This window comes from Dehalobacter restrictus DSM 9455, from assembly GCF_000512895.1.
Classification (GTDB): Bacteria; Bacillota; Desulfitobacteriia; order Desulfitobacteriales; family Syntrophobotulaceae; genus Dehalobacter; species Dehalobacter restrictus.
In genome coordinates this window covers 959,969-976,644 of the sequence record NZ_CP007033.1, presented here as the reverse complement: position 1 = coordinate 976,644, position 16,676 = coordinate 959,969, and the positions used below count along the sequence as shown (strand labels likewise).

10 protein-coding genes, 2 riboswitches and 1 other annotated feature are annotated in these 16,676 nt (G+C 46.6%); of the genes, 3 read left to right on the top strand and 7 right to left on the bottom strand.

Annotated features, from left to right (window positions below):
* Positions 1-132: 132 nt before the first annotated feature.
* The 3 genes from DEHRE_RS04640 to DEHRE_RS04630 are packed head-to-tail and all read right to left on the bottom strand — an operon-like array spanning position 133 to position 2,763.
* Complete coding sequence (locus DEHRE_RS04640; protein WP_019225500.1) at positions 133-975, bottom strand: metal ABC transporter permease; 843 nt, start codon at positions 973-975, stop codon at positions 133-135.
* Positions 956-1,783, bottom strand: a complete 828-nt coding sequence (locus DEHRE_RS04635; RefSeq protein ID WP_019225499.1) for a metal ABC transporter ATP-binding protein — start codon at positions 1,781-1,783, stop codon at positions 956-958. The genes DEHRE_RS04640 and DEHRE_RS04635 overlap by 20 nt, the downstream gene beginning before the upstream one ends.
* Positions 1,780-2,763 carry a metal ABC transporter substrate-binding protein gene (locus DEHRE_RS04630; RefSeq protein ID WP_019225498.1) on the bottom strand — a complete coding sequence of 328 codons (984 nt, stop codon included), beginning with the start codon at positions 2,761-2,763 and terminating at the stop codon, positions 1,780-1,782. The genes DEHRE_RS04635 and DEHRE_RS04630 overlap by 4 nt, the downstream gene beginning before the upstream one ends.
* 293 nt (positions 2,764-3,056) lie before the next feature.
* Between DEHRE_RS04630 and DEHRE_RS04625 the strand changes: the two genes are divergently transcribed.
* On the top strand, positions 3,057-3,506 hold the full coding sequence (locus tag DEHRE_RS04625; RefSeq protein ID WP_019225497.1) for a Fur family transcriptional regulator: 450 nt from the start codon (positions 3,057-3,059) through the stop codon (positions 3,504-3,506).
* Here DEHRE_RS04625 and DEHRE_RS04620 read toward each other — a convergent pair.
* Genes DEHRE_RS04620 through recQ form a run of 4 tightly spaced genes read right to left on the bottom strand, consistent with a single transcriptional unit; the run spans position 3,470 to position 13,332 of the window.
* Entirely contained in the window at positions 3,470-7,501 is a 4,032-nt protein-coding gene (locus DEHRE_RS04620) for a UvrD-helicase domain-containing protein (RefSeq protein ID WP_019225496.1), read from the bottom strand. The genes DEHRE_RS04625 and DEHRE_RS04620 overlap by 37 nt on opposite strands.
* On the bottom strand, positions 7,494-11,057 hold the full coding sequence (locus tag DEHRE_RS04615; protein ID WP_019225495.1) for a PD-(D/E)XK nuclease family protein: 3,564 nt from the start codon (positions 11,055-11,057) through the stop codon (positions 7,494-7,496). The genes DEHRE_RS04620 and DEHRE_RS04615 overlap by 8 nt, the downstream gene beginning before the upstream one ends.
* Positions 11,058-11,105: 48 nt before the next feature.
* Positions 11,106-11,558 carry a YaiI/YqxD family protein gene (locus tag DEHRE_RS04610; protein WP_019225494.1) on the bottom strand — a complete coding sequence of 151 codons (453 nt, stop codon included), beginning with the start codon at positions 11,556-11,558 and terminating at the stop codon, positions 11,106-11,108.
* Positions 11,542-13,332 (bottom strand): DNA helicase RecQ, encoded by a 1,791-nt coding sequence (gene recQ, locus DEHRE_RS04605; protein WP_019225493.1) that lies wholly within the window; start codon positions 13,330-13,332, stop codon positions 11,542-11,544. Before recQ ends, DEHRE_RS04610 begins: the two co-directional genes overlap by 17 nt.
* A gap of 340 nt (positions 13,333-13,672) precedes the next feature.
* Positions 13,673-13,727 (top strand) — a sequence feature (sodium ion sensor (DUF1646 type); this cis-regulatory element may regulate processes involved in with the transportation of sodium ions).
* A gap of 53 nt (positions 13,728-13,780) precedes the next feature.
* Positions 13,781-13,918, top strand: a riboswitch (cyclic di-AMP (ydaO/yuaA leader).
* A gap of 305 nt (positions 13,919-14,223) precedes the next feature.
* Between recQ and kamA the strand changes: the two genes are divergently transcribed.
* Positions 14,224-15,507 (top strand): lysine 2,3-aminomutase, encoded by a 1,284-nt coding sequence (kamA, locus tag DEHRE_RS04600; protein ID WP_019225491.1) that lies wholly within the window; start codon positions 14,224-14,226, stop codon positions 15,505-15,507.
* Entirely contained in the window at positions 15,482-16,330 is an 849-nt protein-coding gene (ablB, locus tag DEHRE_RS04595) for a putative beta-lysine N-acetyltransferase (RefSeq protein WP_019225490.1), read from the top strand. Before kamA ends, ablB begins: the two co-directional genes overlap by 26 nt.
* A gap of 198 nt (positions 16,331-16,528) precedes the next feature.
* Positions 16,529-16,620, top strand: a riboswitch (cyclic di-GMP riboswitch).
* The last annotated feature ends 56 nt before the right edge of the window (positions 16,621-16,676 follow it).

Here is a 16,676-nt window from a genome sequence, read left to right as displayed (position 1 = left end):
TACAGCAGAACTGTGTCCCCCAGACTGATCATAAGGTTACTTCTGTAAGTCTGCAAGTCTGCATGCCATAGTTAGCTCATTATCTATGTGGTTACTTTAAGAACTTTTTTGCTAGAATGGTCATCGTAGATCCTATCTTGTTGAAACTTTCCAGACAAATGTCCCGGCAAAGAATAGGGCAAGTACCAGAACAATGGTAGCGCCTGTTGCGGTTCCCCAAAAGTACGACAGGATGAGTCCTGCCAGACCGGAAATCAAGGCGATGATCACGGCAAGGACATGGTACTGCCTCGTATTTGCCGCGATATTCCGGGAAGCAGCAGCTGGCAGTACAAGCAGGGAACTGATAATCAGAATGCCTACCCAACGAATCGCGAACGTTACCACAACGGCGACCACGATGGCAAATACAAATTCATAAAAGCGGACATGAATTCCCCGGCTTTTGGCCAGGGATTGATTGACACTTACCAACAGCAGCTTGTTGAACCAGCCTGCCCAAAACACCAGCACCAGCACAAAAATCAGGGCTAAAATTCCCAGCTCTGAAGGGGTTATGCTTAACAGATCCCCGATCAAATACCCGGAGTACTTGCTAAAGCCGCCGTTGCGTGACAGGAGCACGATACCCAATGCAACTGCCGTTGAGGAAAATACGCCGATGATCGTATCCGTCGATGCCGTATTGGCATTTTTAACACTAATTACCGCAACCGCAAACAACACCGAAAAAACCAGCAGAGCCCAAAAAGGGCTTTGGATCCCGAGTACAACTCCCGCCGCAACGCCTGTCAATGCCGAATGCCCCAACGCATCTGAGAAAAAGGCCATCCGGTTATTCACGATCATTGTGCCGAGGATACCTAGAATGGGCGTCACCAAAAGAACAGCCAGCAGGGCGTTCTTCATGAAATCATATTCCAGCCAGGCCAGAGGAAGCAAGGCATCCAGCAGTCTATACCATTGTTCGATCATTGGTTTGTTCTTCCTCTTTTCTTTTGGATTCAGCGTTTCCTTTGGTCCACCCCATACCAAATGTTTTAATCACTTTCTCGTTGGCGAAGATTTCCGCAGCGGTTCCACAGCATTCGATGGTCGCATGGTTCAGCAGTATCACGCGGTCTGCATATTTGGCCACGAGATTCAGATCATGCGAAACAAGAATAATCGACAAGTCATAGTCCTGACGCAGCCTGGAGACAATATCATAGAACAGTTCCAACCCTTTCTGGTCGATACCCGACACCGGTTCATCAAGAAACAAGAGATTTGGGACGGGGTCAAGCGCCAGCGCAAGCAATACTCTTTGCAACTCCCCTCCGGATAGCGCACCCAGTCTTCTGTTAAGCAGATGTTCAGCCTGCACAAGCGTTAAATTCTTTTGAACGCGTTTTTTTGTTTTTTGAGAAGAACCGAGCCAGACGGGAAAACGGTTGTAAGTCGCTGTAAACAAGTCCAGCACAGTGACCGGCGAACTGTTGTCAAAATCAAGTTTCTGCGGGACATAGCCGATGAGCGGACGGCCCTTTTGGTTATCTTTAGGATCAAGAAATTCAATCGTTCCCGTGTGTGGAATTTCACCGAGGATAGCTTTAAACAAGGTTGTCTTACCAGCTCCGTTCGGTCCGATCACCGCAGTCAAATCGCCGCAGTATATTTCCAGATTGATATCCCGCAGTATTTCTTTGTTATTCAGCGTTACCCCGAGGTGGTTGATCCTCGTACGGCATAAGCCGCATCCGCATTCTTCATATAATTCATGATTGCAGCATTTGTTTTTCATCGGAGAGCCTCCTGCAGCGTCTGCAGATTTTTATCCATCAGATCAATGTAAGCATCCATTTCCAAAGGGCCTGTGACGATTGGGTCAAGGTAATAGACCCGGGCACCTGTTTCATTCGCAATTGTCTCTGCTGTATCCGCAGAATACTGAGGCTCGGCGAACAAAGCCTTAACTTTTAATACTTTGATTCTCTCGATCGTTTCAGCCAGTTCTATTGGGCTGGGTTCTGATCCGGGCTCCCGCTCAATCACAGCTGCCACATTCAAATGGAATTCTTCGGCAAAGTACGGGAATGCCTCATGAAAAGTCACGATATCCCGGTTCTTTACCCCATCCAGGGCCTGGTGCATTTTATTTTTTTCCTGTTCGAGCTTTGCAATATATTCTGCAGTATTTTCCTGATATTTTTCAGCATTTTCGGGATCAAGGACCGCCAGCTGATCGCCGATGTTCTGAACCTGTCTGATCGCTTTAGATATACTCAGCCACACATGCGGATTTCTCCCTGTTTCATCCTGAATCAGGGTAATCCCTTCACTGGCGTCGATGATCTTCAAATCCGGTATCTGCCCTGTAACCTTAGCGAGGAATGATTCCATTCCCGCGCCGTTGATCACCAGAACCTTGGCATCTTCCAGGCTTTTCAGATCTTCGGTCGTCAGTGCATAATCGTGGAGACAGCCGGTTGTCGGTTTGGTCATATTGACGACGGTCACATTCGAGATACCCTTTGTGATGTTTAAAGTGAATAGATAGATCGGATAAAACGAAGTCGCAATTTTCAGCGATCCTCGACTGTCATCCGTATTCACCGCGGCGCTCTCCTTCGCACCGCACCCGCTTAAGGTTACCATGATTGCCAGCAAAACCGCGCAAAAAGGTTTCGCCCACTTAAAAAACATTTTTGTCCTATTGGTCCTATTTTTCCTATTCATTGCCGTTTTATCAATCACAGCCGTCTTTGCGGTCTTAGCAGTCATCAGCTAATTTCCCCTATTTTTTTGCAAATGGTTCGCATTTGCATTAATATATAAATCGATTATACTACAAAAGTATGCATTTTATTCCTCTTGATTAGAAATTATTTCAAATATTTTTTGGCAAAGTCATTAATGCTTTGTGAAGCTGTGTAAAAGTATTACAATAGAGTCAGATATATAAGGCTAAAATCATAAAAAATCTTCTGGGAGCGACTGACAAAAACAACCTCATGATCAATTTGGGGGGCACTGTTCCGTTGTACGTAAAAATTTGACTAAAAGGACTGAATTCTTTGCCTGAAAACCAGCAAGACCCATTAAAAGAAATCATGAAAAAAGCAGGGATCAAGAATACCAAGCATAGGAACTTGATATTTGACCTGCTTCAGAATGCAGAAGAACCTCTGACGGCTGAAGAGATTTTTATTTCTCTAAAAGATAAAAGTTCGTCCATTTGCCTTTCTACCGTCTATCGTACGCTGGAAAAGCTGATGTCGGGCAATCTCCTTCTCAAAACGAATATCTCTGATGATGGCAAAGCCAGATATGAACTGAATCACGACAAGCACAAACACTATCTGATTTGTATGAAGTGCAATAAACGGATCTCGATTATGGACTGTCCAATGAAAGAATTTGAAAAGGCCCTGAAAGATCAAGCCAATTTCGATGTGATCCAGCACAAACTGGAAATCTACGGTTACTGTCAAGACTGCAAGATCTCGCCGCAGCCAAAAAGATAAAAATACTTTTTTTTGACTTTTTTCCCTGTCAGCATTTCCAGCGCCCTGGCGTAATAGAGAATCTGCTGGCGGTACCTTTCCAGAATAATGCTGGATCCGCCTTCCGGAATCCGGTCCGTCTTATAGTCAACCAGAACAATCCCGTCTTCTTCCTCAAAATAACAGTCAATAATGCCCTGCAGCAAGACCACTTCCTGCCCGCAGGCACCTGCCGCCATGTCAGAGAATACTTCCCGGCAGGGTATTTCTATATTAAAGCGAACTTCACGGTTTACACTGCCTGAAGCCTTCATTCTGCGTCCGAGCGGGGACTCGAGGAAAAACATTATCTTTTCCGGATCAACGCTTTCAGCCTGCTGCTCTGTGAGCAGTTCTTTTTTGACCATTTCCTGAATCTGATTCGGAATGTCATTGCGCTGAACATCCAGGTGCTGCATGACAAAATGCAGGATCGTTCCGGCTTCTGCCGCACCCAACCCTTTCTTTTCTTCGAGAAACAACGGCTTTTTGATCAGCTGTGGCAGGAGAGCTGATCCGGTTGCAAGCCCCAGCTCCGGCTCTTCCATAAGCTCTACTTCCAGCCGTCTTTTCAGTTCGGTGACAGAGACTTTGGGCGGTATCCGGGTACTGGCAGTGAAGGGATACTCCCAACCAAGCCTTCGCGCAATCTCTTTCTTTACATTTCTGCCGTGAAGCCCATCACTGTCGTTATTATCGATATAATTGATATAATCGTTATTAGCACGATTATCGCTGCTACCGTTATTATCATTATTCACTTCAGTATCGCTGTAATCCTCGGTATTGCCGTGATCTTCGGTCTCCTGACGTAAACCGGTCAGCCATTGGATGAATGTTTCTTCTTCCTGTCCCCAAACAGCCGGTCTGCCAAGAAGCTCATTTTTTGTCCATACGCGGATCTGCCATTCCGACGGGTCGTCAAGCTGACCGTTTCCCAATGCTCCCTCCGTCGCATAGGTATGATGCCCAAGCCAGCCGGTCAGACTGGCAGTGCAGCAACCCCGGTGCTTCATGAGTGCCGGTACAATCCAGTCCAAATATTTTTCTCCTTTATATACTTCATGTGCAGGCAGCTTTTCCGGATCACCTGCAGCAGCTTTGCACCATTTGTTCAACGCCTTCCGGGCATTGGAAACCGCTCCGGAGATAATCAGCTTTTCCCTGGCTCTGGTCAAGGCCACATAGAGAATCCGCATTTCTTCCGACAGGGTCTCCATCCTGATTTGTTCCCGAATTGCATATTTAGGAACAGACGGATACGCTATCCTGAGCCTCGGATCCGCAACGTCAGGACCGAGTCCAAGCTCCTGGTGAAATAAAATGCTCCTGTTCAAATCCTGAAAGTTAAATTTCTTACCGCATCCGGCCAGAATGACGACCGGGAATTCCAGCCCTTTGCTTTTATGAATACTCATGATCCGAACGACATTATCATTTTCACCAAGGATTTTGGCACTGCCAAAATCACCCTGGTTGCTTTTTAGCTTGTCGATGAAATTAATAAAATTGAACAGCCCTTTAAAGCTTGTTCCCTCATATTGTCTGGCCCGTTCAAATAGAATCCGGAGATTGGCCTGACGCTGCACGCCCCCAGGCATCGCTCCGACAATCCCATAATAGCCGGTTTCGGTATAAAGCTGCCAGAGCAGCTTGTCGGCAGACAGATATTGAGCGGTGTCCCGCCATCTGTGAAGGTTGTTCAGGAACATTGCTGCTTTCTTTTTCAGCGCTTCTTTTTCAGATGTTTTGTTCTTCATTTTTTCTGTCTCAGATTTTCCATCCGCGGATTGATCCTGATCTTCCACCAACTGTTTGAGCGCCTCATAGATCGGCACATGCCGTCTGGTAAGCCGCAGCCCGGCGAGCTCATCGGATGAGAAAGCAGCCAGCGGCGATCTCAGAACGGCCAATAACGGAATATCCTGCAACGGATTATCAATGATCTGGAGCAGTGACAGGATCACCTGTACCTCGGAAGACTTGAAGAATCCTGTGCCGGTATCAGCAAAGGCAGGGATGCCGGCCGCCGTCAGTTCCTCTGTGAATACCTCGGACCAATTCCGGGTGGTCCGGAGAAGAATGACAATGTCGCTGCAGCGCAACTCCCGGTACACTTTACGTTCCTTATCATAGACGGCCGTCCTCCTGCCCTTTTCATCCGGATGAAACAGTTCCTGTATCCTTCTGACCGTAAAGCGGGCTTCACACTGGATCGCATCCAGCATACCGGGGTCAATCTGTTCCGTTTCATCAGAGAGGCCATTTGAGGCGTCCGTAAACTCCGTCAATTCCTGTTCTTCCTGACCTGAACTGTCAGAAAACCTGTTTTCCTGATCCAGCCGTTCCGGATCACCTGTTTGAATAAGATGAAATTCTACCGCCCCGCCGACAGCCAAATGTTCCTGGTCATTTTCAGCAAAGACAGCTCCTGGATTCAAAGCCTCGTTGTCATTGTAGTCCAGTTCCCCGACCTGCACCGACATGATCTGTCTGAAAATGTAGTTAACAGCATCAACCACTTCCCGGCGGCTGCGGAAATTCTTATACAGGCAAATTTTCCGATGGCTGGCGCCTTGTTCCGGAGAGTAACTGTGATACTTTTCCAGAAACAGTTCCGGTTTAGCCTGTCTGAATCTATAAATACTCTGTTTGACATCTCCGACCATAAAGACATTCGGCCTGGCTGATCCTGTGCGGGAAATCATCTGAAGCAGAATTTCCTGGACCAGATTGCTGTCCTGGTACTCATCGACCAGAATTTCCGCGAAGCGTTCCTGATAGCGTTTGGCTGCTTCAGATGGTACATACGCTCCCGTTTCATCCTGTACAGTCAAAATTTCGAGGCAAAAATGTTCCAGATCGTTAAAATCAACCAGAGACTTGCCATTCTTTTTCAGCGCATATCTGCGTTCAAATTCAACAACCAGTCTACCCAGACACTGCATCAGCGGCTGAAGGGTCTGCAAATCGGTTCTGATTTCTTTCGAATTCGCTGCCAGCGACCTTTCTTTCAATTTGCCGATTTTCTTTTTGACCTGATCCCGGATTTCTTTGACCTGCTCCTGAACAGCTTTATCCGCATCTTTGCCGGCTGCCGGCAGTCTTTGAAACAGGTAGTTCCGGACTGTTTGGGCAAGGTCATCCCACCTGGCATTACGCTCTTCCAGACAAAGCTCCCGGATATGCTGCAAAAAGCAGTATTCTTCCTCGAAGACAGGACGGTATTTATCCAGTCCTGTACCAGGCTGCAGAAGGGCAACCGCGGCCTGCATATTCTGTATCAGTCCCTCAATTTCGAGCCCAATACTTTTAAGCAGGACTTTTCCCCAGCAGGTCTGACTGAAATCCGTCCCTTCGAACATGCCGAAACGTCCGATCATCTCCGCAAGCCATTTTTCCGGCCAGGGACTGCTTTGTATAAACGTATGCAGATTCAGCACCATGTCCTGCAAGGCCTGATCGTCCCTGTTGCCGCCATAACACTCTAATAGTTCAAGAAAATCCTGATTCTCGGCATTCTCTTCATACATTTCATCAAACAGGTCATTGAGCACTTCCATTTTCATCAGCATCGTTTCCGTCTCATCGGCAATCCGGAAAGACGGATCAATATTAATGGCCTGGAAGTTACTGCGGATGACCTCAAGACAAAATGAGTGAATGGTTGTAATACTGGCTTTGCTTAACAGCGTCAGCTGTTTTTGCATATTGGAAGACCCCGGGTTGCTTTCCAGTACGGCAGCGAGCGCTTCGGCAATCCTTTCCCTCATCTCTGCCGCAGCTGCATTGGTAAACGTCACCACAAGCAACCGGTCAATGTCCACAGGATCATGGCTGTCTGTAATTTTTTGAATGATACGCTCCACAAGCACGGCCGTCTTGCCGGCCCCGGCAGCCGCTGCGACCAGCAGGTTGCAGTCCTTGGCCGTAATTGCTTCCCTTTGTTCATTCGTCCATTTCGTCAGATCAGTCATGATTTTGTTCCGCCTTCATGATATCGTTCCAGATTTCCTCATCCCCGCGGTCAGCCAGCAACCGGAAGCTATTTTCCTTTCTGGCCGGATCAAATTGGCAGACTGCTGCATAGCGGCAGTAGGTGCACGAGGTTGTCCGCTTTTTCTTGTACGGCGTGATCGAAACGCTGCCACTCATCATTTCCTCACATAAGTCTTTCAGAAGGTTCCGAACATATTTTCTGAGGATTTCAAATTGCTCCAGGGTAGCTGCCGATGATTTGCCCAGAAGGTCCCCCTTATTGATCCTGGCCGGAATGATCAGCGAAGTGCCGTCGATGGTCCGGTCCATTTCCTTGATCAATTTGACATCCGCGAGCAACAAGCCCTTCATTTTCAGTTGTTTCATAATGTCCAGCTCGATCTCTTCCTCCGTGAGCCTGCCGTCAGCTCTGACGATAGGATCGTCGATCCGGAAATACAGGATCCCTCCCGGCAGGACTGGTTTTTCCGTCTCCAGCCCGCTGTTCTGCCAGAGGGCATCGAGATACGTGAACAACTGGATCTGCAGTCCATAATAAACGTCGGCCAGTTTGAAATCCTTGCTCCCGGATTTATAATCCACGATTCTGAGGTAGGTCCCTTCTTCAGCCTCCAGCGCATCAACCCTGTCAATCCTTCCGCTTAAAGATACCTTCCGGCCTGAATCAAGTTCAATCACAATTGGCGGGAACTTTTCCCGCTCGCCAAATCCAAGCTCATAACCCAACGGCTCAAAGCCACTGCGCTTGAGGTGCTCCGCAATCATCCAGACCGCACGCGTGATGACCCTTTTCAGTCTCAAGGCAAGTGAAGTATACCGTTGGGAGGCCGTGAGGCCGGACCCTTGCATTTTTCGAAGCATTTCATCCACAATCTCCGAGACTTTCTCCCGGCACCACGGTCTTTCCATCTCTCGCCAAGAGATTTGCTGCTGTGCCGCCTCCAGCGAAAATCTTTCGAGAACGGCATGCATAAACGTCCCGACATCCGGCGGACTGAACTGATAAATCTTTCTCTCTTTGGCTTCAAGTCCATATTGAAGATAAAATGCGAACTGACAGGACGCATATTTCTCGAGCCTCGATGCACTGGCATGAGCCGATGCGCCATACAGCGCCGTTATTTTTTCAGAACTGACCGGCTCAGCAATATTTCTGGCTGAAAATGCTGTCTGAAGTGCCTCACAGCGCGGTTTCCATTCTTCCAGCCCATTGTACCAGCGATAGACATCCTGCCACCAGCCGTTGATTTCCAGCCCTTCTGCCTTGCAGCGGAAAGCTGCAACCATTTGTTTAAAAGAAGGGGATTTCCCTGTCAGCTGTTCCAATTCAGCACTTTCTAGCCAGGTATTTTCTGTACCGTCATTCACCACTTCTGTATTCTTCGTCTCTGCATTCTCCGTCCCTATATTCTCCGTCTCAGCATTTTCTTTACCAGCAGCAAACCCGGATAGCATTGGAATCAGCGTGCTGTTTTCCGTAATTTTCGGAAACAGCTTCCTTAACCTGTAGATCACCATCGAAGGCCGTAAGCTTCGGCCCTCCTGGTCGGCGATCGGCCAGCTCAGGCGAAGATAAGCAGATGCGGTCGTTAAAGACCGGTAAATCAGATACTGGGCCTGAAAGGCCTGCGTGCGGGTATCATTAGCCAGTTCGATCCCCACCGTATTCAGCGCGGCACGGTCCGCATCGGCCAAGATACCTTCCGTCTGAGCACTGGAAGGGAACACCCCGTCATTGACCCCTAAAATGAAAAGTGCTTTGATCTCATGGCTTCGAAACCTCTCGATGCTGCCGATCAGAACTTGATCCAGCGAAGCCGGTATCAGCCCGATCTGATATTCGGCAAAGCCGATTTTCAGGGTGTCGGTAAAGCTTTCCAAACTCAAAGGCTCCTCGCCCATGGTCTCCACGGTCTGATCCAGGATGTTCATCAGGATATTCCAGACCTGGTCGTATTCATTGGCCAGATTCAGCATACCCTGCCGCCTGAATTCTTCCATGATCCTTTCCAACCTGGCCGGGACGCCTATCCCGCCAAGAAAATCATACAGGGCCTCGCAGATTTCCGAAGCCTTTTTTCTGTTTTTGGTTTTGGCGCGAAATTGAAGAAGCGGGGCTGCAATTTCACGTCTGGTCTGATTGATCTCCTTCAGCTCTGTTTCGGCCTTCTCCACATCTTGGGGCCGCTGATTCTCTTCCGGCAGCAAACCCGGATGCATCGACCAGTCTTCATTTTTCGTCCAGCGGTTGCCGCGGATCCCACAGGCCAGCACATAATTTTCGATGCGGTCGATACGCTCCCTGTCCAGACCGGTTAAACCGGTTTTTAGATAAGCGAATACCGCTTCGTAAGACCAGTTGTCGCTAAAAATATCGAGCATCGCCAGCATCATCCTAACCAGCGGCTGATCCGTGATCTCGGTCTTTCTGTCCAAAAAATACGGGATCTCATATTCAGCAAAAACAGTCTCCAGAAAACTCCGGTAACCGTCCAGATTTCCGGTGACTACGGCAATATCTCTGTATCTGAGCCCGCGATCCCGGCAAAGCCTGACAATGTCTGCCGCTGCAGCTTCAATCTCCGCATAGATATTCACCGAAGCATGCAGGAAGATATCCCTGGTTGCTTCGGGATATACCTGGTATGGATAGGCATCATAATATCGTTCGAGGTGGGACAACTCTGCGCTGCAGCGGAACCTGGGCAACGGAAATCCCGCTGCCTGAACCGGCGGTTCAATCTCCAAACCCGCCTCCTGGCAGATTTTCTTGAACTTGCGGTACACCCCCTTGACCTCAGAGAACACATCGGTTTCCAACAGACCTTCTTCAGCCAGGGAATCCGTACACAGGCAGATATTTACCCTGCTCACCTTAAGCAGCAGCCTGGTGATGACTTTGTATTCCTGCGGTGTAAATCCGGCAAAACCATCAATCCAGATTTCCGCGCCGTCAAAAATGGTGGTGGATTCCAGCTTGGCTGCCGTCAGGGTAAGATCATCGTCACTGTCCCTGTATCTTTGCCGGATCAGTTCCTCGAACCCAGAATAGACGGCATTCAGTTCAGTCAGTTTATCCTTGAGCGGTTGGTCCACCATAACGGCAATGGCGTTCTGCAGATCTTCCGGCGTAACATTATACCGTTTCAGCTCCGTGATTAGCCCTGAAAGCGAACTGATAAACCCTTTGCGCTCGGCTGATCTCGTATAGACCTTCAGTTCTTCTTTGATCTGCATGAGGACACGGTAGATCAACATGCTCTTGCCTGCTGGGTGGATATGCGGGTACGTGATTCCACCCGCCTCGTTAAATACCCTGAATGCCAGGCGGCGGAAACTTAATACTTCCGTCTTTAGAATCCCTCCGGTCTTCAGCACGTTAATCAGGTCTCTCTCCGCCTGCAGCGTATACTGTTCCGGCACAAGCAGCACCAAAGGATGATCCGCTCCGTTTTTGACGTGTTCCTTTATTTCATTCAGGCAATAGGTGGACTTGCCGCTGCCGGACCGTCCGTAAATAAACCTAAGACTCATCCTGTTCTCCGTTCCTCTGAGAATTATCCAACTAAAACAGTGTATTTATTATTCAAACGTACGGTCTTTGGTTTCTTCAATCAGCCTAATAAAGGCCGTCCTGAACCATTCATTGTTTTCTTTGGTTCTTTTCTTAACATTGGTGGTTCTTCCTCCCCCACGCCGTACCTTTTGTCCGACGTGACGTTCAAAAAGGAGCCGTTCAATATTGCTGTCCGTATAAACAAGTCCATTTTGATTGATTGCCCTGGCGCCTTTCCCCAGAACAAGCGCCGCCAGTCCATGATCCTGCGTGACAACAATATCTTCCCTGTCCAACCGCTTCATCAGCGCGAAATCTACACTGTCCCGATCCTGGTCCACGGTGATCACCATACTGTAGTCGTCCTTCAGTTCATGGGAAGTATCGACGATCATGATGACCGGAAGTTCAAATTGTTTCGCGCAGCTCACAATGAGCTCCTTCACCGGACAGGCATCCGCGTCAACCAATATTTTCATATCCTTGCAGGGCCTCCTTGATCTCGGCTAAAAATAGATCCCCGTATTTCTGCAGTTTTCTTTCGCCAACGCCATTTACCCGGATCAGCGCATTCCTGTCCTGCGGACAGCTTTGAGCCATTTCCCTGAGCGTGCTGTCCGGAAAAATCATGTACGGAGGCAATCCCTCCTGCTGGGCAATCTGTCTGCGCAAAGCCCGCAGTCTTTCAAATATTTGTTCAGCGGCGGTGAGCGATACTTCTTCCCGCTGCACCTGAATCTGAAACACTTTTTCCTGGCCCTTAAGCACAGCCGCCGCTTTGGGAGCAAGCTTCAGAACCGGATATTGACCGCCTGCCACCACAAGATAGCCTTCGGCTGCCAGGAAACTGATCCTGTCCTTAATCTCCTGCAGCGGTGTGTCCTTCATGATCCCATGGGTAGATAACCTGTCCAACCCAAACTGAAGGACCTTTTTATTCTGGGAGCCTTTAAGTACTTCAGCAACCAATGCTGAACCAAAGCGTTCCTTCATCCGGTAAACACAGGAAAGGATTTTTTGGGCGTCCAGGGTTACATCGACTTTTTTCCTGTCGTCGTCGCAGTTGCTGCAGTGCCGGCATTTATCCGGACTTTCTGTTTCTCCAAAATACTCCAGAATGGTCTGTCTTAAACATCTCGATGTATGACAGTAATCGACCATGGCCTGCAGTTTTTTATATTCATTGGCCACACGCTGTTCCTGGAATATGGTTTCTTCAATCATCATTTTTTGAATCTGCACATCCTGGGGGCTAAAAAGCAGAAAACATTCTGCCGGCTCTCCGTCACGGCCCGCCCTTCCAGCTTCCTGATAATAGGCTTCAATGTTCTTGGGCATGTTGTAATGAATCACAAACCGGACATTGGATTTATCGATTCCCATACCGAAAGCGTTTGTCGCCACCATCACAGCAATCTCGTCATAGATAAACTTTTCCTGATTGCGCTTTCGTTCCTGATCGGGCAAACCGGCATGGTAACAACCGACTGAGAATCCCTGTCCTTTCAGTAATTTATAGAGTTTATCGACATCTTTACGCGTTGCGGCATAGATAATTCCCGAATCATTACGGTTATTTTTCAGATGGTCCTGGATAAAAACCTTTTTGTTTTCACCACGCAGGACGGAAAACTTTAGGTTCGGCCTGTCAAATCCCATGACAAAGCAATTCGGTTCCTTGAGACCCAGCAAGCGGATGATATCCTGTCTGACTTCCTCGGTGGCCGTAGCTGTGAAAGCTCCGACCAACGGCCTTGCGGGCAGGGATTGCAGAAACTTGCTGATCCGCAAATAGCTCGGACGAAAGTCGTGGCCCCACTGAGAAACGCAATGCGCTTCATCCACAGCGACAAAATGGATTGGCAACCCCTTCAGACTGGCAAGAAACTCCTCGGATTCCAGGCGCTCCGGCGCCAGATAGACCAGCTTATACTCGCCCCGCTGCATCCGGTCAATGCGCGACCAGGTTTCTTTCAGAGAAATAGAACTATTGATCAATGTCGCCTGAATACCCGTTTGACCGAGACTGTCTACCTGATCTTTCATAAGGGAGATTAAGGGGGAAATGACCAGCGTCACCCCTTCCAATAAAACCGCCGGAATTTGGTACGCAATCGACTTACCTGCCCCCGTAGGCATAATGGCTAACGTATCCTGCCTTTGAAGCAGGCTCTCTATCACTTGCTCCTGCCCTCCTCTGAATTCCCGGTAACCGTAATATTTGAGCAGGGCTTCTTTGGCTTTGGCAATCATATCCAATCAATCTCCCATCCGCCGGGATTATAGAAAAATAACCATAGAGCAGAATCTATGGCCGATTTTATGTATTAAAGTTCGCCGAAAAAAAGTCATTTCCTTTATTAATCTCAGGATTTTTGTTACAATTCTTCATATCGTTGATATCGTTGCAGCAATTATTTTCAGGAGGTGTTTCTGTGAACAAGAAACTGTAGTTCACATGGTTAGGAAACATTGCCAAAAAAATACATTTTAAATTGACATTAAATTAATCTTTTGTTATTCTATATTTATCAGCTAATATTTTGGCTGGATTCAGTAAATAGGATATGCAAAACATAATACGTTTGCTTTCGGTTGGAATGGCACTTGCCATTTTCAAGAGAAACAAGGCTCTGGGGTGGGAGGCTACTTAATGTGTTAGCTTTTCACCTTATGTTTTTATCAAAGAACAAAACTGAATTTATTTTAAACGCTGAATCCGTATGGAACGGGAGACCCAAACAAATAGGGGTGAATCCATAGCAGGTGCTTTGGTAGGGTTAGGCTCTTTCGACCCGAATCCGTCAGCTAATCTCGTAAGCGTTGGAAGAGAAGGTGATTAATATGCTTGATGACACCTTTAGTTAGGGTATAAATTTTTTAGGCATATGCTGCAGGGACCTCTCTGCAGCATTTTTTATTGAAGAAAAAACAATTATCAAAAAGGAAGGATTGCTATGATTTCTGTATGTATTTCGGGTCTTGGCAGAACAGGTAAGGAAATTGCCGGAGTATTATTACAAGAAGATGATATCAGAATCGTAGCGGCAATATGCAGTCGCCCACAGCCATAAAAGAGGCAAACATTTAGGAGAGATTAAAGGAGGAACAGGCTGAATAAAGATTGGAGAGGAGCATAATGAAATGCCGAGAGATTACAGGGATATACCTTTATGGAAAGATATAACGACAGAACAATGGCAGGATTGGCAATGGCAGATTGCCAATCGAATCACCGGAATAGATCAGTTGGTACAGGTGGTCAATCTTACCCAGGATGAGCGCCAGGGAGTAGAAGTAAGTCTTAAAAAATTACGTATGGCAATAACACCCTATTATGCGATGCTCATGAATCCTAATGATGCGCATTGCCCTATACGGCGGCAAGCAATACCGACGGTTCATGAAACTAAAATATCCAAGTTCGACAGTTGTGATCCGCTGCATGAAACAGTCGACTCGCCAGTCCCGGGTCTTACTCACAGATATCCGGACAGGGTACTTTTGCTTATTACTGATCAGTGTTCAATGTATTGTCGCCACTGTACAAGAAGACGATTTGCCGGGCATGAGGATAGGGCTCTTTCCCAGGACAATATCAAACGGGCGATTAATTATATCAGAGCGCATAAAGAAGTCAGAGATGTACTTTTGTCAGGAGGGGACGCCTTATGCCTCTCTGATGAAAGGCTGGAAGCAATCATAAGATCAATACGAGAAATCAAACATGTGGAAATAATACGGATAGGCACAAGAACACCAGTTGTCATGCCTCAGAGAATTACCGATACGCTCTGCAAAATGCTGAAAAAATATCATCCAATTTGGCTGAATACTCACTTTAACCACCCCAAGGAATTGACAGTTGAGGCTCGCATGGCATGTGAGAAATTGGCAGATGCCGGAATTCCTCTTGGCAACCAATCTGTACTTTTAAAAGACATTAACGATTGCCCCTATATAATGCGTGATTTGGTTCAGAAACTGGTAAGCTCCAGAATTAGACCATATTACCTTTATCAGTGCGACCTTTCAGAAGGAATAGAGCATTTCAGAACTCCGGTTTCTGTAGGGATTGAAATCATAGAAATGCTGCGTGGACATACCTCGGGTCTAGCTATTCCACAGTTTGTTGTGGATGCGCCTGGAGGCGGGGGGAAGATCCCAGTCAATCCACAATACTTGATTTCATATTCCCCTGAAAAGGTCATTCTTAGAAATTATGAAGGTGTAATTTGCACGTATAGCGAGCCTCGGGATAAAACGCACCAGTGCCGAAAATGCGGCACGTGCAGTAAATTCAAGAATAAAGAATACCGGGGATTAGAAAAGTTATACAGAGATGAACAAGTGTGCTTGATTCCAAGTACAAACGTAAGACTCAACAAGAGGGAGGACTTCCATGAATATAGATCAAGACGAATGTAAAAATTTATATACAAACTTTTCGGGTGTGGACATGTACGTGGATTATCGCAATAAAAGGCTTAAAATATTGAGTCATTCTCTTTTGTCTGAGTTGATAATCAAAGAGATTATTGATTATTCCAAAAAAGAAAATCTGGGTAAGATTATTGCGAATTGTTATAAACAAGATCTTAGTCTCTTTGAGGAATGTGGGTTTGTAGCAGAGGGGGTTATCGACGGTTTTTTTCAGGGAGAGGATGCAACTTGTATGTCCCTTTTTCTTGATACGAAGCGCAAAAATTCACTCTATGAGGAGAAAGAAAACAGAATTATCGATTATTGCGTTAAGAATACCAATAAATTCGAGCTGACTAAGAATAAAAACTATACGATAAGGCAGGCCGTGCCGGACGATATTCCCCAGATAATTCAGCTTTTTCAAACGGCATTTGAAACCTATCCAACTCCTATTTTCAGCAGAGAGTATCTTCAAAAAGTCATGCAGGATCATATTTTGTATATGGTAGCGGAAGAAGAAGGAAAAATTATCAGTATTGCTTCGGCGGATCTTGACAAACAACACATGAACGCTGAAATAACTGATTGCGCCACTTATCCAAAGTATAGAGGCAGAAACATATTAAGCGAATTGATATTCCAACTGGAAACACACTTGAAACGCAATGGCTTTGCTACAGCATATAGCCTTTCAAGAGCTAACAATCTTGGAATCAACAGGTCTTTAAGCAAGCTGGGGTATATGTATCGGGGTAGACTAATCAACAACTGCCATATTTGCGGCGGTTTTGAAGATATGAATATTTGGGTAAAAACTTTAAAATAGTAAAATACTATTTTGTAAGTCAAGGGGAAGAAGATTTTTGAGAGATAGCCTGATTTGCTAAAGGATTATATTAAAAAACAAAATACTTAAGATAAATACCTGGACACTTCAGCATAAAGTGGATATATTCAGGGTATTCAAAAGAATAATTTTCTGTTATAATATAAAAGCTTAAGCAAAAATAACAATATATAGTTGTACAGGTTGATGCAAACTTCGTGAAAGTGAAGGACGCTAAAGCTATGGGTCTAAGGTTGCTTGTAAGTTGCTATGATTGCCAGGCTGCAAGTAATATGAACTTCTTGGGGGGGAGTAGTTCCGTTTTGGAGTACTCTCTTTTTTATAT

Bases quoted from the DNA above. Each gene is read 5' to 3' on its own strand.
- DEHRE_RS04640 (WP_019225500.1), bottom strand. From the start codon at position 975: ATGATCGAACAATGGTATAGACTGCTGGATGCCTTGCTTCCTCTGGCC.
- DEHRE_RS04635 (WP_019225499.1), bottom strand. From the start codon at position 1,783: ATGAAAAACAAATGCTGCAATCATGAATTATATGAAGAATGCGGATGC.
- DEHRE_RS04630 (WP_019225498.1), bottom strand. From the start codon at position 2,763: ATGACTGCTAAGACCGCAAAGACGGCTGTGATTGATAAAACGGCAATG.
- DEHRE_RS04620 (WP_019225496.1), bottom strand. From the start codon at position 7,501: ATGACTGATCTGACGAAATGGACGAATGAACAAAGGGAAGCAATTACG.
- DEHRE_RS04615 (WP_019225495.1), bottom strand. From the start codon at position 11,057: ATGAGTCTTAGGTTTATTTACGGACGGTCCGGCAGCGGCAAGTCCACC.
- DEHRE_RS04610 (WP_019225494.1), bottom strand. From the start codon at position 11,558: ATGAAAATATTGGTTGACGCGGATGCCTGTCCGGTGAAGGAGCTCATT.
- recQ (WP_019225493.1), bottom strand. From the start codon at position 13,332: ATGATTGCCAAAGCCAAAGAAGCCCTGCTCAAATATTACGGTTACCGG.
- kamA (WP_019225491.1), top strand. From the start codon at position 14,224: ATGCCGAGAGATTACAGGGATATACCTTTATGGAAAGATATAACGACA.
- ablB (WP_019225490.1), top strand. From the start codon at position 15,482: ATGAATATAGATCAAGACGAATGTAAAAATTTATATACAAACTTTTCG.